The organism is Pseudomonas wuhanensis, from assembly GCF_030687395.1.
Lineage (GTDB): Bacteria > Pseudomonadota > Gammaproteobacteria > Pseudomonadales > Pseudomonadaceae > Aquipseudomonas > Aquipseudomonas wuhanensis.
This window is the reverse complement of sequence record NZ_CP117430.1, coordinates 2237009-2259082: the sequence shown is the minus strand read 5'-3', so window position 1 is coordinate 2259082 and position 22074 is coordinate 2237009. Positions and strand designations below refer to the sequence as shown.

Here is a 22074-nt window from a genome sequence, read left to right as displayed (position 1 = left end):
CCAGATGCCAGCTCTCTACGTGATGATCCCGGCCGCGCTGCTGATCGTGGCCATCGCTATCTATATCTTCTTCTGGGCGGTCGACAGCGGTCAGTACGACGACCTCGACGGCCCGGCCCACAGCATCCTGTTCGACGATCAGGACCCGAACCACAAGGCAGCGGTCGACGAGGCCAGCGGCCAGCCGGCCAAACCGGACGACAAGGCGCCGCCCCATGCTTGAGTTGGCGCCACTGCTGGTGTCTGCGCTGATCCTCGGCCTGCTCGGTGGCGGGCATTGCCTGGGCATGTGCGGCGGATTGATGGGCGCGCTGACCCTGGCGATCCCCAAGGAACAACGCAGCCGACGCTTTCGATTGTTGCTGGCTTACAACCTGGGGCGAATTCTCAGCTACGCCGCTGCCGGCCTGCTGATCGGCCTGGCCGGCTGGGCCGTGGCCAATAGTCCGGCGGCAATGTTCATGCGCATCCTCGCCGGATTGCTGTTGATCGCCATGGGCCTGTACCTGGCCGGCTGGTGGAGCGGCCTGACCCGCATCGAAAGCCTCGGTCGCGGCCTGTGGCGGCATATCCAGCCGGTGGCCAACAAACTGTTGCCGGTGTCGAACCTGCCCCGTGCCCTGCTGCTGGGCGCACTGTGGGGCTGGCTGCCGTGTGGGCTGGTTTACAGCACATTGCTGTGGTCGGCGAGCCAGGGCAATGCCCTGGACAGTGCGTTGCTGATGCTGGCATTCGGGCTGGGCACCTGGCCGGTGCTGCTCGCCACAGGGCTGGCGGCCGAGCGCGTCACGGCGCTGTTGCGCAAACGCAGCGTGCGTATGACCGGCGGTTTGCTGGTGATAGTGTTCGGCATCTGGACCTTGCCGGGGCCGCATCAGCATTGGCTCATGGGGCATTAGATCGGCGGTGCGCGAGCAAGCCCGCTCCCACAGGGGGGTTGCGGCGTACACAAATCCAATGTGGGCGGGCTTGCTCGCGAAGGCGGCCTACCTGCAACACAACTCCCGACCGAATGACCCTTGATGCAAATCAAGATGCCCCACCGCACTTCCCCCTAGACTCGCCCACACTGCCAGCCTATCCGGGGGAATGCCCGCATGCTCGACGCCATTCGTTGGGACACAGATCTGATCCGCCGTTATGACCTGGCGGGACCGCGCTACACCTCGTACCCGACCGCCGTGCAATTCGACAGCCAGGTCGGCACCTTCGACCTGTTTCATGCCCTTCGCGACAGCCGCAAGGCCCTGCGGCCGCTGTCGCTGTATGTGCACGTGCCGTTCTGCGCGAACATTTGCTACTACTGCGCCTGCAACAAAGTCATCACCAAGGACCGCGGCCGCGCCCTGCCCTATTTGCAGCGCCTGGAACAGGAAATCCAGTTGATTGCCTGCCACCTCGACCCCTCGCAGAAAGTCGAGCAACTGCATTTCGGCGGCGGCACGCCGACCTTTCTCAGCCACGACGAACTGCGCCAGTTGATGGCTCAACTGCGCAAGCATTTCAATTTGCTGGACGACGATTCCGGCGACTACGGCATCGAGATCGACCCTCGCGAGGCCGACTGGTCGACCATGGGTCTGCTCCGGGAACTGGGCTTCAACCGGGTCAGCATCGGCCTGCAAGACCTCGACCCGGCGGTGCAACGGGCGGTCAATCGTCTGCAAAGCCTGGAAGAAACCCGAGCGGTGATCGACGCCGCCCGAACCCTGCAATTTCGCTCGATCAACATCGATCTGATCTACGGCCTGCCGAAGCAGACGCCCGAGAACTTCGCCCGCACCATCGACGAAGTCATCAGCCTGCAACCGGACCGACTCTCGGTGTTCAACTACGCCCATCTGCCGGAGCGCTTCATGCCGCAACGGCGGATCAACGACCAGGATCTACCGGCACCGGCACAGAAGCTGGAAATGCTCCAGCGCACCATCGAACAACTGACGGCCGCCGGTTACCGCTACATCGGCATGGACCATTTCGCCCTGCCCGATGATGAATTGGCGATTGCTCAGGAAGAATCGACCCTGCAACGTAACTTCCAGGGCTATACCACCCACGGTCATTGCGATTTGATCGGCCTGGGGGTATCGGCCATCAGCCAGATCGGCGATTTGTACTGCCAGAACAGCAGCGACCTGAATCAGTACCAGAATGCGTTGGCCAGCGCACAGCTGGCCACCAGTCGTGGTCTGCTGTGCAACACCGATGACCACCTGCGACGTGCGGTCATCCAGCAACTGATCTGCCATTTCAACCTGGAATTCGCCCAGATCGAACAAGCCTTCAACATCGACTTTCAGGGTTACTTCGGCGAACTCTGGCCACAGTTGCAGGGAATGGCCGACGACGGACTGATCGAACTGGATAACGAACGGATTACCGTACTGCCTGCCGGACGATTGCTGGTGCGTTCGGTGTGCATGGTGTTCGACGCGCACCTGGAACAACAAAATCGCCAGCGGTTTTCACGGGTTATCTAGCCATCAGCTCATGGCCAGCCTGCGAAACGCTGATTTTACGACCCTGCGACAAAATCGCCGCGTGCCTGAATGTCCTCCGGTGGGTTACCCTTACGTCTTATGTGTGTTTTCCCACAAGGATTGAAGAAATGTCCGAGCCAGTAAAGTTGCGCGCTCATAGCCAGGCCCATTGCAAGGATTGCAGCCTGGCCCCTCTCTGCCTGCCACTTTCTCTGAATCTGGAAGACATGGATGCGCTGGACGATATCGTCAAACGTGGTCGCCCGCTGAAAAAAGGCGAGTTCCTGTTTCGCCAGGGCGACACGTTCGATTCCGTTTATGCAGTACGCTCCGGCGCCCTGAAGACTTTCAGCCTGAGCGATGCTGGTGAAGAGCAGCTCACTGGCTTCCATTTGCCGAGTGAACTGGTCGGCCTGTCGGGCATGGACACTGAAAAGCACCCGGTCTCGGCGCAAGCCCTGGAAACCACCTCGGTGTGCGAAATTCCTTTCGATCGCCTCGACGAACTGGCCCTGCAACTGCCACAACTGCGTCGTCAGTTGATGCGGGTGATGAGCCGCGAGATTCGCGACGATCAGCAAATGATGTTGCTGCTGTCGAAGAAAACCGCCGACGAGCGCATCGCCACTTTCCTGGTCAACCTGTCGGCACGTTTCCGCGCCCGGGGCTTCTCGGCCAACCAGTTCCGGTTGAGCATGTCGCGCAACGAAATCGGCAATTACCTGGGCCTGGCAGTGGAAACCGTGTCCCGGGTGTTCACCCGCTTCCAGCAAAACGAACTGATTGCCGCCGAGGGCAAGGAAATCCACATCCTTGATCCGATCCAGCTCTGCGCCCTGGCCGGCGGTTCGCTCGAAGGCTGATAGCAACGATTGCGGCTGAGCGAAACGGTTCAGCCGCCGTTATACTGCGACGTTTGCAGCCCGCCAGGACACTTCGACGATGGTCTTCGACTCCTTCGACATCAAATCCTTGATCCGCCCCGTGATCGACTTCCCCAAGCCGGGCGTGATCTTTCGCGATATCACCCCGTTGTTCCAATCTCCTACTGCCCTGCGCCTGGTGATGGACAGCTTTGCCCATCGTTACGTCGAAGCCGACTTCACCCACATCGGCGCCATGGATGCCCGTGGCTTCCTGATCGGTTCAATCCTGGCCTATCAGTTGAACAAACCGCTGGTGCTGTTCCGCAAACAGGGCAAATTACCGGCCGACGTGCTGGCCGAGGGTTATCAGACCGAGTACGGCGAAGCCTTTCTCGAAGTCCATGCCGACAGCCTGTGTGAGGGTGATGCGGTGGTGATGTTCGATGACCTGATCGCCACTGGCGGCACGCTGATCGCGGCGGGGAACCTGATTCGGCGCATGGGCGCGCGGGTGCATGAAGCGGCGGCGATTATTGATTTGCCGGAGCTGGGTGGTTCGCAGCGGTTGGAGGATATGGGGATTCCTACTTTCTGCCTGACGCAGTTTGCCCTTACGGATAAATAAGCCGCGTCTGTACTGACGCCATCGCGGGCAAGCCCGCTCCCACAGTGATTTTTGTCGTATGCAAAATTTGCATTTAACGACAATCCCATGGGAGCGGGCTTGCCCGCGATGGCGTCAGCCGCAACACCGCAAAAACTCAAAGCCCCATTTGCTTACTGATGATCTCGTTCATCACTTCCCGCGTCCCCCCACCGATCGACAGAATCCGGTTATCCCGATACAGCCGTTCCACCAGACTCTCGCGCATGTAACCCAAACCACCCAGAATCTGCACCGCATCGCTGGTAATGCGGTCCGCCGTGTCGGTAGCAAAATTCTTGGCCATGGAAATCTCCTTGATCACACTCTGCCCCGCGGCCATTTTCGCCGCCTGGCGGTAGGTGAACTCCCGTGACACCTCCAGCGCCGTGGCCATTTCCGCGAGACGGTGCTTGAGCACCTGGAATTTGCCGATGGGTTTGCCAAAGGCTTCACGCTGACGAGCCCAATTCAGGCTCTCCTCCAGCGCCAACTGCGCGGTCATGTTGGCCATCAGCGCCAAGGCCAGACGCTCGCTCTGGAAGTTGCCCATGATGCAGGCGAAGCCCATGTTCTCGGCCCCGATCAAATGGTTCACCGGCACCCGGCAATCATCGAAAAACAGCTCGGCGGTGTCCGACGCCCACCAGCCCATTTTCTTCAACTGACGACCGACGGTGAACCCGGGCGTGCCCTTCTCGATCAGCAACAAACTGATGCCGCCAAAACCCGGCTCGCCGGTGCGCACCGCGACGGTGTAGAAATCCGCACGAACGCCGCTGGTGATGAAGGTTTTGCTGCCGCTGACCCGGTAAGAGTCGCCGTCACGTACGGCGCGGGTTTGCAGGTTGGCGACGTCGGAGCCGCCGCTGGGCTCGGTGACGGCCAGGGCACTGATCTTCTCGCCTGCCAGCACCTGAGGCACAACGCGATCGCGGACTTCGGGCCTGGCCCATTTGAGGATCGGCGGCAAACCAATGTCCAGCGAGCCCAGCCCCGCGACCAGACCACCGGAACCACAGCGCATCAGCTCTTCACTGGCGGCGATCTTGGCGAACACATCGCCTTCGTGACTGCCGCCCAAGGCTTCGGGATAACCAATGCCCAGAATCCCCGCCGCGCCGGCCTTGAGGTAGAGCTCACGGGGGAAGCTTTCGGCTTCTTCCCACTGATCGATGCCCGGAAGAATCTCGCGCTCGACGAAACGTCTGACACTATCGCGGACCAATTGGTGGCTGGGGTCGAAGTATTCCTGAAAGGCAGGCATCGGCGAGCTCCACTGAAGGTTCAGTGAAGTTAACCGAGCGCTTGCTTGGTTTTCAATAGAGTTGTGTGAATCAGATTGACCGAGGCTTGCCCGCGAAGAGGCCTGTTCAGACACTACAAGGCAATCGGCTTACGCCCGGCAAACGAATGCGCCAATGTCCCGCCGTCCACCAGTTCCAGCTCACCGCCCAACGGCACGCCATGAGCGATGCGTGATGCGATCAAGCCTTTGTTGCTGAGCAACTGGGCGATGTAATGCGCCGTGGCCTCGCCTTCCACCGTCGGGTTAGTGGCGAGGATGACTTCGGTGAACGTGCCCGCCTCTTCGATCCGCGCCATCAATTGGGGAATACCGATGGCGTCCGGCCCCAACCCGTCGAGGGGCGACAGATGGCCTTTGAGCACGAAGTAGCGACCGCGGAAACCGGTCTGCTCCACCGCGTAAACATCCATCGGACCTTCCACCACACACAGCAAAGTGTCGTCTCGGCGCGGGTCAGCGCATTGCGGGCACAGATCGTCTTCGGTCAGCGTGCGGCACAAGCGGCAGTGGCCCACCCCTTCCATGGCCTGGCTCAGCGCCTGGGCCAATCGCGAACCGCCGCTGCGATCACGCTCAAGCAGTTGCAACGCCATGCGCTGGGCAGTTTTCTGACCCACACCCGGTAAAATTCGCAGGGCATCGATCAGTTGGCGAATCAAAGGGCTGAAGCTCATGGAGAAAAGTCCGACATAACAACGAGACGCGGTTTATACCCGCGCCTCTGTTTAGCGTCAAATAGCACCGTCAATTATTCAGTCCGCGCAACCCGCACTACCAGTTTGCCAAAGTTGCGCCCCTCCAGCAGACCGATGAAGGCCTGAGGCGCGTTCTCCAGGCCGTCGACCACGTCCTCACGGAATTTCACCTTGCCGTCACGCACCCACGGCGCCATGGCACTGATGAATTCTGGCTGACGGTCGCCGTAGTCGTCGAACACAATGAAGCCCTGAATCCGCACCCGCTTGGTCAGCAGCGTGCGCTGCAATTGTGGCAAACGATCTGGCCCGCTCGGCGCTTCATGGGCGTTGTAGGACGCAATCAGACCGCAAAGAGGAATCCGCGCCTTGGGGTTGAGCAGCGGCAGCACCGCATCGAACACCTTGCCACCGACGTTTTCAAAGTAGATATCGACGCCTTTGAAGCAGGCCAACGCCAACTCCTCGGCGAAGTCCGGGCGCTTGTGGTCGATGCAGGCATCGAAGCCCAGCTCCTCAACCACATAGCGGCATTTTTCCGCGCCACCGGCCACACCGACCACTCGCAAGCCCTTGATCTTCGCCACTTGGCCGACCACCGAACCCACCGCGCCGGACGCAGCCGCTACCACCAGGGTTTCGCCTTCCTTGGGCTGCCCGATGTCCATCAACCCCATGTAGGCGGTCATGCCGGGCATGCCCAGTACACCCAGGGCCATCGACGGACTTTGTAGCCCGGACGGGATCGGAATGATGTTGCGCCCGTCACTGATGCTGTGGCTTTGCCATCCCGTAACGCCGACCACCAGATCACCCTCATGGAATTTCGGATGCAGCGAACGTTCGACACGACTGACAGCCCCACCGGTCATCACCTCGTCGATTTCTACCGGTGCAGCGTAGGACGGCGCGTCACTCATACGACCGCGCATGTAGGGATCCAGCGACAGATAAAGCGTCTTGAGCAGTATCTGATCGTCGGCCAGGTCTGGCAGCGCTACCCGCTCCAGGCGGAAATTCTCCGGTGTCGGCGCGCCCACCGGGCGAGACACCAGGACGATACGCTGGTTGAGGGTCAATGCTTGTGGCATGTGAGCGTCTCCTTGATCGATGAATTTCGGCGGTATAGGGAGCAGACCTTTGTGGCGCTGCCGGGTTCGAAGTTTCGTCAGTTGTACCGAGGTGACTTCATCGCGGGCAAGCCACGCTCCCACAGGATTCAGGTGATCCCTGTGGGAGCGGGCTTGCCCGCGAAGGCTGCCTCACAGGCATCACACTTCCAACAGACAGAAACAAAAATGCCAGGCGCGATGCCTGGCATTTTTTTGTGACCCATCCGACGCGCGTTGGCGAATCAGAATGGCAGTTTCATACCCGGTGGCAATTGCATGCCAGCGGTCACGCCGGACATTTTGTCCTGGCTGTTGGCTTCGATCTTGCGCACGGCGTCGTTAACGGCTGCGGCGAATACCGCCTCCAGCATTTCCTTGTCATCTTCGCTCAGGCCTTCGACCAGGCTTGGGTCGATGGTCACGCGCTTGACGTCATGACGACCGGTCATCACCACGGTGACCATATCGCCGCCGGCTTTACCGGTGACTTCGGCGTTGGCCAGTTCTTCCTGCATCTTGGCCATTTTTTCCTGCATCTGCTGCGCCTGCTTCATCAGGCCGGCCATGCCACCTTTCATCATGGGAATCACCTCAAAAGTACTTGGATAAAAACAGCGCCCGGCGAGTGCAGCCAGGCGCCTTCAGTTATTAGTCCTGACTGACCAGGGCCTCGACAGGTTCAATAGTATCGTGACGGACCACCGCCCCGAACTGCTGCATCATTTGCTGGATGAACGGATCGCCGTGGATCGATTCCTCGGCCTCGCGCTGACGGTTGGCACGACGGCGGGATGCGGCCTGGGCCGGGGTTTCCTGCTCTGGCTTGATCAGCTCCATGCTCAGGGTCAGCGTGCGCCCGTGAAACTGGTTCAGCGCATCGTTGAGGCGACGTTGTTGCGTCGCGTTGAACAAGGCGCTGTGGGCCGGGTCCAGGTGTAACAGCCAGTTGTCGCCATCAACGGCGATCAGCGTGCAGTTGGCGGCGATGCTACCGGTCATGCCGGACACCGGCAGCTTCGGAAACAACTCCAGCCATTGCAGGGCCAGACCGGTGGCCGGCATCGCGGCCGGTTCAGGTTCGGGTTCCGGCGCAGGTTCGGCGGTGTGCTCGCTGGCCAGTTCGTCGAGATAGCTATAGGCCGAATCCATGTCCGGCTCGATGTAGTCCTCGTCCAGCGGCGGCTCGTCGTCCTGATCCATGCCTGGTGTGGCGGCATCGACTTGGGCCACGGACGGTTCCGGGATCGGCGCAGCGGCCCATTCCGGCGCGTTCGGCACCACGCTGTCCGGCGTCGGCATGGGCATCGGTGGCAATTCGGGCTGTTCGCCGGCTGTTTCCAGGACCGGCTCGATGGCGGGCTGCTGGACAACTTCGGGTTCTATCGGGTCGTTCCACGGCAGGTCGACGACTTCTTCGACCGCTACGGGTTCGACAACAGGCTCGGGCTCAGGCGCGACCACGGGCACAGGTACGGTCGCGACCGGTTCCGGCGCAGCTACCGGGACAGGGGCCGGCGCCACCACGGGCGCAACCGGAGCCGGTGTAACGGCCGTAGCGACTACCGGCGCAACCACTCGCGCGGCAGCCACTGAGTTTGCGGAATCAACTGTGGCCTGGCTGATTCCCACTGTCTTTAGCGGTTGCCTCGGCGCGTCCTCGGTGTCTGCCGGCCGGAACGCGAGCATTCGCAGCAGGACCATTTCGAAACCGCCGCGCGGGTCCGGCGCCAGCGGCAAGTCCCGGCGCCCGATCAGGCCCATCTGGTAATAGAACTGCACGTCTTCGGCCGGCAATGCCTGGGCCAATGCCAGCACCCGATCACGGTCGCCATGGCCGTTATCGACACCTTCGGGCAGGGCCTGAGCGATGGCCACACGGTGCAGCACATTGAGAATTTCCGAGAGCACGCCGTTCCAGTCCGGGCCTTGTTCGGCCAAGTGACGCACGGCTTCAAGCAACGCCTTGGCATCGCCTTCGATCAGCGCATGCAAAACGTCGTAGACCTGGCCATGATCGAGAGTACCCAGCATGGCCCGCACGTCGGCGGCCAATACCTTGCCTTCACCGAAAGCGATCGCCTGATCGGTCAGGCTCATGGCATCACGCATCGAACCGTCGGCGGCGCGACCCAGCAGCCACAGCGCGTCGTCTTCGAACGGCACGTTCTCGACGCTCAGCACGTGGGTCAAATGCTCGACCACCCGTTCCGGGGTCATGTTCTTCAGGGAGAACTGCAGGCAGCGCGAAAGAATCGTTGCAGGAAGTTTCTGCGGATCGGTGGTCGCCAGGATGAACTTGACGTAGGGCGGCGGCTCTTCAAGGGTTTTCAACAGCGCATTAAAGGAATGGCTGGAGAGCATGTGCACTTCGTCGATCAGGTAGACCTTGAAGCGCCCGCGGCTCGGTGCGTACTGCACGTTGTCGAGCAGCTCGCGGGTGTCTTCGACCTTGGTCCGGCTCGCGGCGTCGATCTCGATCAGGTCGACGAAGCGGCCCTCATCGATTTCGCGGCACACCGAACACTCGCCGCAGGGGGTAGAAGTGATACCTGTTTCACAGTTCAGGCATTTGGCGATGATCCGCGCGATGGTGGTCTTGCCGACCCCGCGGGTACCGGTAAAAAGGTACGCGTGGTGCAGCCGCTGGCTGTCCAAGGCATTGATCAGAGCCTTGAGCACATGGGTCTGGCCGACCATTTCGCCGAACGAGCGCGGACGCCATTTACGTGCAAGAACCTGATAACTCATCGAAAACCGTCGCAACGAAGGAACAGAAGCGGCTAATGCTAGCGGAGCAAGGCCAAAATTGCATCCGGCGCGCTCGTCTATTCTGGCTAAGCTGCACTTTAAGGGGCTTTTATTGGCTCAGGTTTGAGCCGTACCGGAGCGTTTATGCGTTTTGCCTTGGGGGCACTGCTGTTGGTCAGCCTGAGCGTCGCGGCCGCCGAGGTGCCGTTGCGCTTTGTCGTGTCCGACAGCTGGGCCATGCCCATGGTGCAAATGGAACGCGGCCGACCGACCCAGGGCATTCTGCACGACATCATGCTCAGCCTGGCGACACAAGTCGGCATGCCCGCGGAGTTTCATGTATTGCCTCGGGCGCGAGTGCAAAACGCCATGGACCACGGCGAAGTCGATATCCGCTGCCATGTCTCACAGTCCTGGCTACCGAACCTGCCCGGGGACTATATCTGGAGCGTACCGCTGGTGGTCCAGCGCGACTTGCTGATTGGCCGGCGCGATTCACCCACATCAGTCAACCTGGCGGACCTGCCGCGACAGTCGATCGGCACCGTGCGCGGCTATAGTTACCCGACCCTGCAACCACTGTTCGACGCCAACCGGCAGCATCGCGAAGACGCGCGCAATCAGGAACAGGTGCTGGATAAGCTCCTGGCTGGACGCTACCACTACGCCGTGAGCAACCAATGGACCCTGGACTGGTTCAACCAGCGCCTGCTGCCCGACCGACAACTGCAAAGCGTAGCGCTGGTACACGAACAAACCGTCGGTTGCTACATGCGCAACGACCCCAAGGTGCCTGTGCAACGCATTCTGGACACATTGCTGCAAATGAAAATGTCCGGGGAGATCGATGACATTATCCGGCTCTACACCGGCAACCCTGCTGCCAACCAGTAGCAGCTGCATGATGGCTCAGGCTGTCTGGCCGAGCATCTGCCATTGCGACGGGGCGACAAAACCCGCCACCCAGTCTGGCACCTCTCCGGGCGGCATCGGGCGAGCGATGAAGTAGCCTTGAGCGACTTCGCATCCCAGCCTCAACAGCAATTCGCCGTGCTCAAGGCTTTCCAGTCCCTCGGCAATCACCTGCCGGCCGAACGCCCGGGCCAGGCCAATCACCGCCGTGGTCAGGGCCAGGTCGTCACGATCATTCAGAATGTCACGCACGAACGACTTATCGATCTTGATGGTTTGGGTTCGCAAACGCTTGAGGTAACTCAGGGACGAGTAACCGGTGCCAAAGTCACCCAGCGAAAACTGCACTCCCAACGCCTGACAGGCCTGCAAACAGGCACTGACATGCTGGATATTCTCGATCGCTACCGACTCGACGATTTCCAGATCGAGCATCTGCGGGGCGACCTGGGCATGTCGAGCGAGTAGCTGCCTGAGCCGGTCGACGAAATCAGCGCGCTGAAAATGTCGCGCCGCGATGTTGATACTGACCGGCCAGCCCTGCCCCGCTTGCTGCCAACGGTGCAACTGCGACAGAACCTGGTCCATCACCCATTCACCGATATCGATGATCAGGTCGGTATCCTCCACCAGCGGCAAAAACTCCCGGGGTGGCACCATGCCATTTTGCGGGTGCTCCCACCGCAACAACGCCTCGAAACCGACGACCACGCCACGGCGCATGTTCACCTTGGGCTGAAAATGCAGGCGCAATTCACCGGCGACCAGCGCCTGACGCACCCGTTCGACGGTCTGGTGAGTGGCCTTGACCTCCTGATCCCGAGAGACATCGAATAGATGAAAGCGGTTTCGCCCGCTCTGCTTGGCCACGTACATCGCCTGATCGGCATGACGCAGCAGGGTTTCGGCATCTTCGTTGTCATGGGGAAACAGGGTGACGCCGATACTGGCAAACACATTGATGTCCTTGCCATGCAGCGTGTAAGGCGCCGAAATCGCCCCCAACACGCGATTCAGCGCTGCGCACAATTCCGGCAGATCACGCACATAACGCAGCACCAGCACGAACTCGTCACCGGCCAGTCGCGCCACCACGTCTTCGCCGCGCACAATGTCGCGCAAACGCTTGGCCACTTCCACCAGCAACCTGTCGCCACTGGCGTGACCGTAACCGTCGTTGACCGCCTTGAACCCGTCGAGGTCAAGCATGCACACCGCCAACGGAATGTTCTCATGCCGGGAGAATTCCAGCGCCTGATCCAGCAAATCCGACAGGAACGCGCGATTAGGCAGCCCGGTTAGCACGTCATGCCCGACCCGCCATTGCAAGGATTGCAAGAGCTGGCGTTTTTCGCTGATGTCGAAACGAATCGACAGGTATCGGTGAACGCGCCCAGTGGCATCATCGAGCACCGGCACCATGGTGCTCTCGACCCAATACAGGCTGCCATCCTTGGCGCGATTACAGATTTCGCCCTTCCAGATATTGCCCAGGGCGATGGTGCGCCACATGGCGGCGAAGAAATCGGCGGGATGCAGGCCGGAGTTCAGCAGACGATGGTTCTGCCCCAGCAGTTCCTCGCGACTGTAGCCTGACACGGCGCAGAATTGATCGTTGACGTAGGTAATCCGGCCGTTCAGATCGGTCTCGGAAAAAATAGCGGCGGCATCCACGGCCCTGCGGTATTTCTCATCCATGAGTCAGGCTCACTGTCGCTAGCGGTGGTACCGCTCGACCAGCGCAGGATGCCCGGAAGAGATGTTTTGAGACGTACAGCGCAGAGACACGTTATCACTCCATGAACAGCATTTGATGGCCCCCCCGGACGCCTAAGATCCAGAGCAAAGTAACAACACCGACTCTGCTAATATTTCGCGAGGCTTCAGACCGCCAGAGGCCTTTGCGTATACCCGGCAGGGAACGCAATGCTGGCTGTTTCATATCGCCTAAACTTCAGAAAGCGGATCACCCAAAACCCTTCGAAGCGGCGATTCTACGAAATGCATCACATTTTGCAAAGCAAGGTGATGGATCATGCGGTTGCCTAATGCAAAAATCTATCGTTAAGTTCTTGATTCTAAATGGGAATTGAGCGATGCAAATTTCAAGTTTGGGTCCGGCCATCCGACGCTACCGTAAGGTCGCAGGGCTTACTCAGGCTGAACTCGGCGAAAAAACCGGTTTTGACCCTAAAACCATCAGTCGCTTCGAAACCGGCACCTATACCCCCAGCGTGGAAGCATTGTTTTTGCTTGCCGACGTGCTGGGCGTGAAGCTGAAAGCCTTTTTCGCAGATCTGGAAGACGAAGATGAACAGCGGGCATACCTGTTCAGCGTCATACACAAAGCCACCCCGAAGGATCTGGGAAAGCTGATCGCAGCGGTTGACCAGGCCTTGTCCAAGCCTAGTGCCAGTAAATGAAAAAAAGAGGCCGATCTGTCGAACGCGACAGATCGGCCTCCTTTTTATATCCCGTTCTTTAATTCGGAAACGACGAAACACCGCCCTGGATGAGCTCCATGGCAGGGAAAACAAAACAGTATTTTAAACAGAAAACACGAAAGAGGGTTCGTGCTGCGTTATGGAGGCAACCCCACCAGCCACACCCCGGCACACAATGTCACCGCTGCGGCTGCTCCCTTCCAGGCCTGACCGGGTTCACGGCTGATCGTTGCGGGGGGACCGATGGGGTCACCATAACGACGCTCACCTGACGGCGAGCCGCGCCATTGTACCTATCTGAGACGAAGTTACAACCATTCGGGCGGATTAAAAAATATGAGCCTCTTCAAGGACATGCGCTGACCCCGAAACACCGCGATCTGCTGAAGGCTGAGTTCGGCTGCGCCAGTTGCTACAAGGCTGCGATCTTTTTGATCCTATTGCGCCAACACCTCATCCGCCCTGCCGCCCTCTTGCTGGATCACCAGGTGAATGAAGTGCAGCTTGGCAATCACCGCCGGCGGCAGGACGAACGGATAGAAATCCGGCTGTCCCATGCTGCGTGACAGTTCATTGAGCATGCCGGCCAGTTCGATCCATGCATTGACGAACGACAGGAACGCCGGACCGCCGGGGTGCTGCGGGTCGAAGAGCGTGCTCGGCGGAAACGGCTGATAATCAAAATCCATTTCCTGCGCACTCATGCCAAAACCCAGCGCAGTGTCCACTGCATCCATCATGTGCAGATAGTGGGCCCAGGTTTCCGCCCAGTCTTCCCAAGGGTGCATGGTGGCGTAGGCACTGACGTAATATTGCTGCCAGTCGAGCGGAGCGCCTTGCTGATAATGCCGCTCAAGCGCCTCGGCGTAACTTTCACGCTCGTCGCCGAACAGGCCGCGGAACGGTTCCAGCCAATGACTGTTGGCGACCAAACGGTCCCAGTAGTAATGCCCTACCTCGTGACGAAAGTGACCGAGCAGCGTGCGATAAGGTTCGTGCATCTGCACGCGGACCTGTTCGCGGTGGGCGTCGTCGGCTTCCTTGATATCGAGGGTGATCAGACCGTTGGCATGCCCGGTGGTCGGCGGTTTGCCTTCGAGGTCGATACCGATGAAGTCGAAGGCCAGACCGGCCTCTTCGTCCACGGTTTTCGGAATGACCTGCAAACCCAGGCTGAACAGCTGTGCCACCAGACGACGCTTGGCGATTTCCACTTTGCGCCAGCGCTCGTGATTCTCGGGGATCGACAGGTCGGGGATGGTGCGATTCAGGCTACAGGCGGTGCACAACCCATCGTGATCATTGGCCGGCAGCAACCAGTTGCACGCGGCCGGGGAATCAAGATTGGCGCAGCGACGGAACACACCGGCGTCGGGATCGGCGTCGAGCAACCAGGTATCCGCTTGCGGGCCGGGCTGCAGCGAAGACAAGCGACTCTGCTGCGGCTGATAACCCAGCGCCGCCGAGCAGGCCAGGCACTGACTGTTGCGAAAGAACAGCGATTGCCCGCAGCGGCAATGCCAGACCTTGCTGTTGCGCGAACGCTCACCCATGAAGGGCGCGGCGATGCGTGAACTGAGCTGTTCGAAAAAGCGGTACATGGCGATCTCTCCCTGGGGCCTGCCAAGACTAGATCATTCTTGTACCGTGATCGTTCCCACGCTCTGCGTGGGAATGCCGCCCCGGACGCTACGCGTCCGTTGTGACGCAGAGCGTCACGGGATGCGTTACCACGCAGAGCGTGGGAACGATCAACAGGTGTAGGCGCTGCCGAAGGCTGCGATCTTGGCGATTTTAAACGTCGATACCGTGCTTCTTCAGAAACTCGACAAACGCCTCTTCATCCAGCACCTTCAACCCCAACTCATTGGCCTTGGCCAACTTCGATCCCGCGCCCGGGCCGGCGACCACGCAATGGGTCTTGGCCGACACGGAACCGGCCACCTTGGCGCCAAGGCTTTCAAGCTTGTCCTTGGCCACATCGCGACTCATCAGCTCCAGCGAACCGGTCAGCACCCAGGTCTGCCCGGCCAGCGGCAACCCTTCGACGACTTTTTTCTCGCTCTGCCAATGCATGCCGAAATCAAGCAGCTGCTTTTCGGCGGCCTCGGCGAGCTGACGATTTTCCGTGCCCGCAAAGAACTCGCGAACCGAAGTTGCCTGCTTCTCCGGCAGTGCCTGACGCATGTCCAGCCAATCAGCGCTCATCACCGCTTCGAGCGAGCCGAACTTATCGGCAAGCTTCTGCGCCCCGCCCGGCCCGACCGAAGGGATGTGTAATTTGTCGAGGAAGCCGCCCAGCGTGGTGCTGGCGGAAAACTCGGCACCCAGCTCGCCCTGATCCTGAATCTGCAGGCCATGCCTGAGCAGATCCTTGATCACCTGCTGGTTATGCGCGTCTTCAAAGAAGCTGTGAATCTCGTGAGCCACTTCCAGGCCGACATCCGGCAAGTACGTGAGCACGTGCGGCAACGCCTGCTGAACCCGCTCCAGCGAGCCGAGAGAACGCGCGAGGACCTTGGCCGTCTCTTCGCCGACATCGGGAATGCCCAAGGCGTAGATGAAGCGTGCCAGACTCGGCTGCTTGCTGTCTTCGATAGCAGCGAGCAGGTTCTTGCTCGACAGTTCGGCAAAGCCTTCCAGGTCGACGATCTGCTCGAACGTCAGGGCGTAGAGATCGGCTGGCGAACTCACCAGGCCTTCGTCTACCAGTTGCTCGACGCTCTTCTCGCCCAGACCTTCAATGTCCATGGCACGGCGCGAAACAAAGTGAATGATCGCTTGCTTGAGTTGCGCACCGCAGGCCAGACGCCCGACGCAGCGGTATACCGCGCCTTCGCTGATGGTCTCGCGCCCCTTGCTGCGCTTGACCAGTTGCGTGCGCTCGACATGGGAACCGCAGACCGGGCACTGCTCGGGAATCTGCACCGGCCGGGCATCCTGCGGACGACGCTCGACAACCACTTGCACCACTTGCGGGATCACGTCACCGGCGCGACGAATGATCACGGTGTCGCCAATCATCAGGCCCAGCCGCGCCACTTCATCCATGTTGTGCAAGGTCGCATTGGCCACGGTGACGCCCGCAACCCTGACCGGTTTCAAACGCGCCACCGGCGTCACGGCACCAGTGCGACCGACCTGGAATTCCACGTCGAGCAGTTCGGTGAGCTCTTCCATGGCCGGGAATTTGTGCGCAATCGCCCAGCGCGGTTCGCGAGCGCGGAAGCCCAGTTCACGCTGGGACGCAATGCTGTTGACCTTGAACACCACGCCGTCGATTTCATAGGGCAGCGCATTGCGACGCTCGCCGATGTCGCGATAGTAATCCAGGCATTCTTCGATGCCGTGCGCCAGTTTCAGCTCATGGCTGATCGGCATCCCCCAGGCTTTGAGTTGCTGCAGATTGCCAATGTGCGTGTCGGCGATATCGGCCGAAATCTGGCCGATGCCGTAGCAGCAGAATTCCAGCGGACGGTTGGCGGTGATCTTCGAATCCAGCTGCCGCAAACTGCCCGCCGCCGCGTTACGCGGGTTGGCGAAGGTCTTGCCGCCGACTTCCAGTTGCGTGGCGTTGAGCCGCTCGAAACCGGCCTTGGACATGAACACTTCGCCACGCACTTCGAGGGTCGCCGGCCAGCCGGTGCCGTGCAGCTTGAGCGGAATATTGCGCACGGTGCGCACGTTGACGCTGATGTCTTCGCCGGTGGTGCCATCGCCGCGAGTGGCGCCGCGCACCAGCACACCGTCCTGGTACAGCAGACTGACCGCCAGGCCATCGAGCTTGGGTTCGCAGCTGTATTCCACCGCTGCGCCACCGCCGAACAAGTCGCCGACCGGCAGGTCCAGCCCTTCCGTCACCCGGCGATCGAATTCGCGCATGTCGGTTTCTTCGAAGGCGTTGCCCAGACTGAGCATTGGCACTTCATGACGCACCTGAGTGAACGCCGACAATGCGGCGCTGCCGACACGCTGAGTCGGCGAGTCGCTGGTGATCAATTCGGGATGCGCTGCTTCGAGGGCCTTGAGCTCGTGGAACAGGCGATCGTACTCGGCGTCCGGAATGCTGGGCTCGTCCAGAACATGGTAGCGATAGTTGTGCTGATCGAGCTCGGCGCGCAGCTCTAGAATGCGGGTTTCGGCGGCAGTCATGGGTGTTCTCTCATAAAGCAAAAGAGCAGCCGAGGCTGCTCAATCTGTTGATGCTGTACAAATCATTGTAGGAGCCAGCGGTACGGCAAACCTGGCTCCTACAGATCAACGCTTCTGGGTCAATGCGCGGCGTTCAAACTCGACGATGCGCTGACGGTAGTGCTCAATCGTTTGGGCGGTCAACACGCTGCGCTGGTCGTCTTTCAGTTCGCCGTTCAGCTCCTGGGACAGTTTGCGTGCCGCAGCTACCATCACGTCGAAGGCTTGCTTCGGATGACGCGGACCTGGCAGACCGAGGAAGAAGCTCACCGCCGGGGTGCTGAAATGATCGATGTCATCCAGATCGAAGACGCCCGGCTTGACCGCATTGGCCATGGAGAACAGGACTTCACCGTTACCGGCCATGCTTTCGTGACGGTGGAAAATATCCATCTCGCCGAAACGCAGGCCGCTTTCCAGAATGTTCTGCAACAGTGCTGGGCCCTTGAAGCCGGCCGGATCGCGGCAGATCACACTGATCACCAGCACTTCTTCGGCTTGCGGCTGATCTTTATCGGCCGGGCTGGCAGGCTTGGTGTCATCCGGGAAATCGTCGTCACGGCTGTTGAAGCTCGGGCCGCCGTCCAGGTCCAGGTTGAGGTTCAAGTCGCCTTGCGATGGCTCGCCATGGCCACGCTTGCCGCGCTTGGAGCCCGATTCGCGGGACTCGCGGGGTTCGCGCGCAGGCATGCTCACCGACGGCAGGTCGTGCTCGTCCAGTTGCGGTTCCTTATGCGTGTCCAGCACACGGGGCGGGCCTAACAGCTCGGCGCTGGTGTCCTCGTCCGGCAGGTTGGACAAATTTCGGTCAAGACGAAATTTCAGTTTTCCCTTGCCGCCGCGCATGCGACGCCAGCCATCGAAAAGAATACCGGCAATGACAATAATGCCGATGACGATCAGCCACTCGCGCAGACCGATTTCCATGTAATCCCGTGCCTCTATAAAAAATGCTGAAAAATAAGGGGTTTACATTGTGCAAACCGCTTTAAAACGTGGCGCCAACTCTATGTTCTGACAGGCGTTTTGCCCACGTATACGAAAAATTGACATTAAACTAGCACGACCAAAGGCAACTTTACACCGTCTGTCACAGTGGCTTGCGCGAATTATGTCGATTGGCCAGCAAGTCAAGGCAGGTAAAAAGCCCTACAGCTCAAAAATACCTGCCCTACACGCAATGACTCAGGCGTCCACCATGGCCATCGCCTCCTCCACATCTACTGCCACCAGACGCGAGCAACCCGGTTCGTGCATCGTCACCCCCATCAATTGATCGGCCATTTCCATGGCGATCTTGTTGTGGGTGATGTAGATGAACTGCACCGTCTGCGACATCTCCTTGACCAGCCGTGCGTAGCGTCCAACGTTAGCGTCATCCAATGGCGCGTCAACCTCATCGAGCATGCAGAAGGGCGCCGGATTCAACTTGAAGATCGCAAATACCAGGGCCAATGCAGTCAGGGCTTTTTCGCCACCGGAGAGCAAATGGATGGTGCTGTTCTTCTTTCCTGGCGGCTGCGCCATGATCGTTACCCCTGTATCGAGTAGATCTTCGCCCGTCAGTTCCAAATACGCGCGTCCTCCACCGAAAACTTTTGGGAAAAGGGCCTGTAAACCGCCATTGATCTGATCAAAGGTATCTTTGAAGCGGTTTCGGGTTTCCTTGTCGATCTTGCGAATCACGTTCTCGAGCGTGTCCAGCGCCTCCACCAGATCGTCGTTCTGCGCATCCAGATAACGTTTACGCTCGGATTGTTGCTGGTACTCGTCGATGGCCGCGAGGTTGATCGCGCCGAGGCGCTGAATCCGCGCGGCAATGCGCTCGAGTTCTTCTTCGGCATCTTTCTCGCTGGTCTGCGCGACGAGGGTCGCTATCACGCCGTGGAGGTCGTAGCCGTCTTCCAGCAACTGATCTTCAAGGGTCTTGCGACGCACGGTCAGGGCTTGCCATTCCATGCGCTGGTGTTCGAGTTGGCCACGGATCAATTGCGATTGCTGCTCGGCCTGATTGCGGCGCTTTTCGGCGTCACGCAGTTCGCGGTCGGCATCTTCCATGGCCATTTGCGCGGTCTTGAGTTCTTCGTCGACGGTCATGCGCTTGTCGAGCAGCTCTTCGAGTTTCAGGCGCAGTTCTTCGAGTGGCGCCTCGCCCTCCTCCAAATTGAGGCTGAGCTGTTCGCGCTTCTCGGTCAGGCGCTCGGACTGCATTTCCAGCCGTTCAAGGGCCTGGCGAGTGGAATCGTGTTGCGCCTTCAGCGAACCGAGGCGCACCGCCAATTGATGCGCATGATCCTTGTGCTGCCGGGCTTCTTGACGCACCCGGTCGAGGCGTTCGCGCAGGCTGTCGCGCTGGGCCAGCAGCAACTCACGCTGCTCGGTGTCCAGCGCCATGCTGTCGAGGGCTTCCTGCAATTGCAGGCGCGCTTCGCCGATGTTTTCGTGTTCCAGGGCGCGCTGTTCGCTCAGCTCGGTAAGTTCTTCGTCAAGACGGGTGCGGCGCAGAGTCAACTGCTCGACCTTGGCTTTGCCGGCGGATAACTGGGCTTTTAACTCGCCCTGCTGGCGGGCTTCGTCTTGCAGCAGACGGCGCAAATGTTCGCGGCCGTTTTCCTGCTGACGCTGTTGCGCCCTGAGATTCTGAAGTTGGGTTTCCAGGGTTTCGACCGTGGCTTCGCGCTCTTCGCGTTCAAGGCCCAACCGCTGGATTTCCTGGCCACGGGCGAGCACGCCGCTTTCCGCTTCGCTGGCCCGGCGCACACGCAAAAAGTGTCGGCCGACCCAGTAACCGTCGCGGCTGATCAGGCTTTGGCCGGCGGCTAATTGCCCGCGCAAGGCCAAGGCCTGCTCAAGGCTGTCGACCGGTTTGACCTGCCCCAACCATGGCGACAAATCGATCTGCGCCTCGACCTTGTCGAGCAAACTGCCGGGCATGCGCACGCCATCGGTGGCCGGGCTGAGCAGGCGCAAATCGCCTTGGGCAAACCCGGCCAGATCGAAATCACCGAAGTCATCCACCAGCACCGCTTGCAGGTCGGCGCCGAGCACGGTTTCCACCGCCAGTTCCCAACCGGCCTCGACCTTCAGGCCTTCGGCCAGACGAGGACGATCCGCCAGATGCTGCTCGCGAAGCCATTCGGCGGTGCCGGTGCCAGGATCGAGCGCGGCTTGCTGCAAGGCTTCCAACGACGCCAGTCGTCCGTTGAGGCGCTGCAAATCACCTTGGGCCTGCTGCTGCGCCGACAGCGCTTGCTGCAGTTCCTGACGCAGTTGCTCAAGGCGCTCGACCTGCGCTTCTTCACTGGCCTGTAAATCTTCCAGCGTCGCTTCACTCGCGGCCAACTGCTCGCTGAGCTCCATGATCGCCGCGTCTTCCGGGTCCGCCGACAGCAACGCACGCTCTTCGCCAAGGCGCTTCTGGCGATCGGCCAAACGTTCCATGCTGGTTTCCAGCTGCTGGATTCGCGACTGCTGAACTTCAGACTGACGGCGCGGCTCGGCGGCGGTGAGGTTGAAGGTGTCCCACTGCTCCTGCCAACCGTGCATGGTGGTTTCGGATTCTTCGAGGGCCGCGGCGGCTTCTTCGGCGGCGGCGCTGGTGACTTCCTGTTCCGGCGTGAGCATGTCCAGCTCTTCGCCCAAGGTCAGCAGCAAGGTGCGGTCGTGACCCAGGTGAGACTCGGTTTCCAGCCGCGCGCGCTCGGCTTCTTTCAGGTCGTCCTGCAACTGACGCAAGCGCTGCTGACCGTGCTGAATGCTCTGCTCGACCCGGGCGATATCACCGCCGACCGAATAGAAACGCCCCTGCACCAGGTTGAAACGTTCGGACAGATCGTGATGACCGTCACGCAGGCGTTCGATAGCGGCGTCGGCATTGCGTTGCTCGGCCACCAGGGCTTCAAAGGTGACTTCCTGAGTGCCGATGATCGACTCGCGCTGGCCGACCTGTTCGTTCAACGCCTGCCAGCGCAGGGCCGACAGCTGGGCCTTGAGCTGACGCTCCTCGCCTTTGTATTCCTGATACTTCTTGGCGGCCTCGGCCTGGCGGTGCAAGCGTTCAAGCTGACGTTCGAGTTCTTCGCGCAGGTCGGTCAGGCGGGCAAGGTTTTCGTGGGTGCGGCGGATACGGTTTTCAGTCTCGCGCCGACGCTCCTTGTACTTGGAAATACCGGCGGCTTCTTCGATGAAATTGCGCAGGTCTTCGGGCTTGGATTCGATCAGCTTGGAGATCATCCCCTGCTCGATAATCGAATAGCTGCGCGGGCCAAGGCCGGTACCCAGAAAGATATCGGTGATATCGCGACGGCGGCATTTGGCGCCGTTGAGGTAGTAGGTGGTCTGGCTGTCGCGGGTCACTTTGCGGCGAATGGAAATTTCCGCATAGGCAGCCCATTCGCCGAGCAGGGTACCGTCGGTGTTATCGAACACCAGCTCAATGCTGGCCTGACTCACCGGTTTACGGCTGGTCGAACCATTGAAGATGACGTCGGTCATCGACTCGCCGCGCAAGTTCTTGGCCGAGCTCTCGCCCATCACCCAACGCACGGCGTCGATGATGTTCGACTTGCCGCAACCATTGGGGCCGACCACGGCCGCCATGTTACTGGGGAAGTTCACCGTGGTCGGGTCGACGAAGGATTTGAACCCCGCCAGTTTGATGCACTTGAGCCGCAC

Annotated in this window: 17 protein-coding genes and 1 other RNA gene; 7 read left to right on the top strand and 11 right to left on the bottom strand. The window is 60.1% G+C overall.

The window, feature by feature from the left end:
- Positions 1 to 4 precede the first annotated feature (4 nt).
- The 5 genes from ccoS to PSH88_RS10470 all read left to right on the top strand — a co-directional run bounded on the left by ccoS (position 5) and on the right by PSH88_RS10470 (position 3971).
- Positions 5 to 223: a cbb3-type cytochrome oxidase assembly protein CcoS gene (ccoS, locus tag PSH88_RS10490; RefSeq protein WP_102616084.1), complete on the top strand. Its 219-nt coding sequence runs from the start codon at positions 5 to 7 to the stop codon at positions 221 to 223.
- On the top strand, positions 216 to 899 hold the full coding sequence (locus PSH88_RS10485; protein ID WP_305426150.1) for a sulfite exporter TauE/SafE family protein: 684 nt from the start codon (positions 216 to 218) through the stop codon (positions 897 to 899). The genes ccoS and PSH88_RS10485 overlap by 8 nt, the downstream gene beginning before the upstream one ends.
- A 198-nt stretch (positions 900 to 1097) precedes the next feature.
- The gene (gene hemN, locus PSH88_RS10480) at positions 1098 to 2480 is read left to right on the top strand and encodes an oxygen-independent coproporphyrinogen III oxidase (RefSeq protein ID WP_305426149.1); all 1383 of its coding nucleotides are present in this window, start codon (positions 1098 to 1100) and stop codon (positions 2478 to 2480) included.
- Between the two features lie 128 nt (positions 2481 to 2608).
- Entirely contained in the window at positions 2609 to 3343 is a 735-nt protein-coding gene (fnr, locus tag PSH88_RS10475; RefSeq protein ID WP_305426148.1) for a fumarate/nitrate reduction transcriptional regulator Fnr, read from the top strand.
- A 79-nt stretch (positions 3344 to 3422) separates the two neighbouring features.
- The gene (locus PSH88_RS10470) at positions 3423 to 3971 is read left to right on the top strand and encodes an adenine phosphoribosyltransferase (protein WP_305426147.1); all 549 of its coding nucleotides are present in this window, start codon (positions 3423 to 3425) and stop codon (positions 3969 to 3971) included.
- 136 nt (positions 3972 to 4107) lie between these two features.
- Here PSH88_RS10470 and PSH88_RS10465 read toward each other — a convergent pair whose 3' ends face one another.
- From PSH88_RS10465 to dnaX, 5 genes are all read right to left on the bottom strand, one after another.
- Positions 4108 to 5256 carry an acyl-CoA dehydrogenase family protein gene (locus PSH88_RS10465; protein WP_305426146.1) on the bottom strand — a complete coding sequence of 383 codons (1149 nt, stop codon included), beginning with the start codon at positions 5254 to 5256 and terminating at the stop codon, positions 4108 to 4110.
- 113 nt (positions 5257 to 5369) lie between these two features.
- Positions 5370 to 5972, bottom strand: a complete 603-nt coding sequence (gene recR / locus PSH88_RS10460; RefSeq protein ID WP_305426145.1) for a recombination mediator RecR — start codon at positions 5970 to 5972, stop codon at positions 5370 to 5372.
- Between the two features lie 74 nt (positions 5973 to 6046).
- Positions 6047 to 7084, bottom strand: a complete 1038-nt coding sequence (locus PSH88_RS10455; protein WP_305426144.1) for an NADP-dependent oxidoreductase — start codon at positions 7082 to 7084, stop codon at positions 6047 to 6049.
- A 263-nt stretch (positions 7085 to 7347) separates the two neighbouring features.
- Positions 7348 to 7686, bottom strand: coding sequence for a YbaB/EbfC family nucleoid-associated protein (locus PSH88_RS10450; RefSeq protein ID WP_007905413.1), 339 nt, complete (start codon positions 7684 to 7686; stop codon positions 7348 to 7350).
- Between the two features lie 67 nt (positions 7687 to 7753).
- Complete coding sequence (gene dnaX / locus PSH88_RS10445; RefSeq protein WP_305426143.1) at positions 7754 to 9853, bottom strand: DNA polymerase III subunit gamma/tau; 2100 nt, start codon at positions 9851 to 9853, stop codon at positions 7754 to 7756.
- Between the two features lie 144 nt (positions 9854 to 9997).
- Between dnaX and PSH88_RS10440 the strand changes: the two genes are divergently transcribed.
- Positions 9998 to 10747: a substrate-binding periplasmic protein gene (locus tag PSH88_RS10440; RefSeq protein ID WP_305426142.1), complete on the top strand. Its 750-nt coding sequence runs from the start codon at positions 9998 to 10000 to the stop codon at positions 10745 to 10747.
- A gap of 15 nt (positions 10748 to 10762) precedes the next feature.
- Here the strand turns inward: PSH88_RS10440 and PSH88_RS10435 are convergent, their stop codons facing one another.
- The gene (locus PSH88_RS10435) at positions 10763 to 12463 is read right to left on the bottom strand and encodes a putative bifunctional diguanylate cyclase/phosphodiesterase (RefSeq protein ID WP_305426141.1); all 1701 of its coding nucleotides are present in this window, start codon (positions 12461 to 12463) and stop codon (positions 10763 to 10765) included.
- A gap of 398 nt (positions 12464 to 12861) precedes the next feature.
- Here PSH88_RS10435 and PSH88_RS10430 point away from each other — a divergent pair, with 398 nt between their 5' ends.
- Positions 12862 to 13188: a helix-turn-helix domain-containing protein gene (locus PSH88_RS10430; RefSeq protein WP_007905395.1), complete on the top strand. Its 327-nt coding sequence runs from the start codon at positions 12862 to 12864 to the stop codon at positions 13186 to 13188.
- Between the two features lie 170 nt (positions 13189 to 13358).
- On the opposite strand, the gene ffs is transcribed toward PSH88_RS10430, so the two are convergent.
- The 5 genes from ffs to smc all read right to left on the bottom strand — a co-directional run bounded on the left by ffs (position 13359) and on the right by smc (position 22074).
- An RNA gene (gene ffs, locus PSH88_RS10425) (signal recognition particle sRNA small type) lies at positions 13359 to 13455 on the bottom strand.
- Positions 13456 to 13646: 191 nt separating this feature from the next.
- On the bottom strand, positions 13647 to 14810 hold the full coding sequence (locus PSH88_RS10420; protein WP_305426140.1) for a zinc-binding metallopeptidase family protein: 1164 nt from the start codon (positions 14808 to 14810) through the stop codon (positions 13647 to 13649).
- Between the two features lie 193 nt (positions 14811 to 15003).
- A complete protein-coding gene (gene ligA / locus PSH88_RS10415) occupies positions 15004 to 17361 on the bottom strand; it encodes an NAD-dependent DNA ligase LigA (protein ID WP_305483529.1) in 2358 nt (785 codons plus the stop codon).
- Between the two features lie 105 nt (positions 17362 to 17466).
- Positions 17467 to 18327, bottom strand: coding sequence for a cell division protein ZipA (gene zipA / locus PSH88_RS10410; protein WP_305426138.1), 861 nt, complete (start codon positions 18325 to 18327; stop codon positions 17467 to 17469).
- A 258-nt stretch (positions 18328 to 18585) separates the two neighbouring features.
- Positions 18586 to 22074, bottom strand: coding sequence for a chromosome segregation protein SMC (gene smc / locus PSH88_RS10405; RefSeq protein ID WP_305426137.1), 3489 nt, complete (start codon positions 22072 to 22074; stop codon positions 18586 to 18588).

Coding starts and splice junctions, on each gene's coding strand:
- PSH88_RS10470 (WP_305426147.1), top strand. CDS start 3,423: ATGGTCTTCGACTCCTTCGACATCAAATCCTTGATCCGCCCCGTGATC.
- recR (WP_305426145.1), bottom strand. CDS start 5,972: ATGAGCTTCAGCCCTTTGATTCGCCAACTGATCGATGCCCTGCGAATT.
- PSH88_RS10420 (WP_305426140.1), bottom strand. CDS start 14,810: ATGTACCGCTTTTTCGAACAGCTCAGTTCACGCATCGCCGCGCCCTTC.
- dnaX (WP_305426143.1), bottom strand. CDS start 9,853: ATGAGTTATCAGGTTCTTGCACGTAAATGGCGTCCGCGCTCGTTCGGC.
- PSH88_RS10440 (WP_305426142.1), top strand. CDS start 9,998: ATGCGTTTTGCCTTGGGGGCACTGCTGTTGGTCAGCCTGAGCGTCGCG.
- PSH88_RS10450 (WP_007905413.1), bottom strand. CDS start 7,686: ATGATGAAAGGTGGCATGGCCGGCCTGATGAAGCAGGCGCAGCAGATG.
- PSH88_RS10455 (WP_305426144.1), bottom strand. CDS start 7,084: ATGCCACAAGCATTGACCCTCAACCAGCGTATCGTCCTGGTGTCTCGC.
- ligA (WP_305483529.1), bottom strand. CDS start 17,361: ATGACTGCCGCCGAAACCCGCATTCTAGAGCTGCGCGCCGAGCTCGAT.
- ccoS (WP_102616084.1), top strand. CDS start 5: ATGCCAGCTCTCTACGTGATGATCCCGGCCGCGCTGCTGATCGTGGCC.
- PSH88_RS10465 (WP_305426146.1), bottom strand. CDS start 5,256: ATGCCTGCCTTTCAGGAATACTTCGACCCCAGCCACCAATTGGTCCGC.
- PSH88_RS10435 (WP_305426141.1), bottom strand. CDS start 12,463: ATGGATGAGAAATACCGCAGGGCCGTGGATGCCGCCGCTATTTTTTCC.
- PSH88_RS10485 (WP_305426150.1), top strand. CDS start 216: ATGCTTGAGTTGGCGCCACTGCTGGTGTCTGCGCTGATCCTCGGCCTG.
- PSH88_RS10430 (WP_007905395.1), top strand. CDS start 12,862: ATGCAAATTTCAAGTTTGGGTCCGGCCATCCGACGCTACCGTAAGGTC.
- fnr (WP_305426148.1), top strand. CDS start 2,609: ATGTCCGAGCCAGTAAAGTTGCGCGCTCATAGCCAGGCCCATTGCAAG.
- zipA (WP_305426138.1), bottom strand. CDS start 18,327: ATGGAAATCGGTCTGCGCGAGTGGCTGATCGTCATCGGCATTATTGTC.
- hemN (WP_305426149.1), top strand. CDS start 1,098: ATGCTCGACGCCATTCGTTGGGACACAGATCTGATCCGCCGTTATGAC.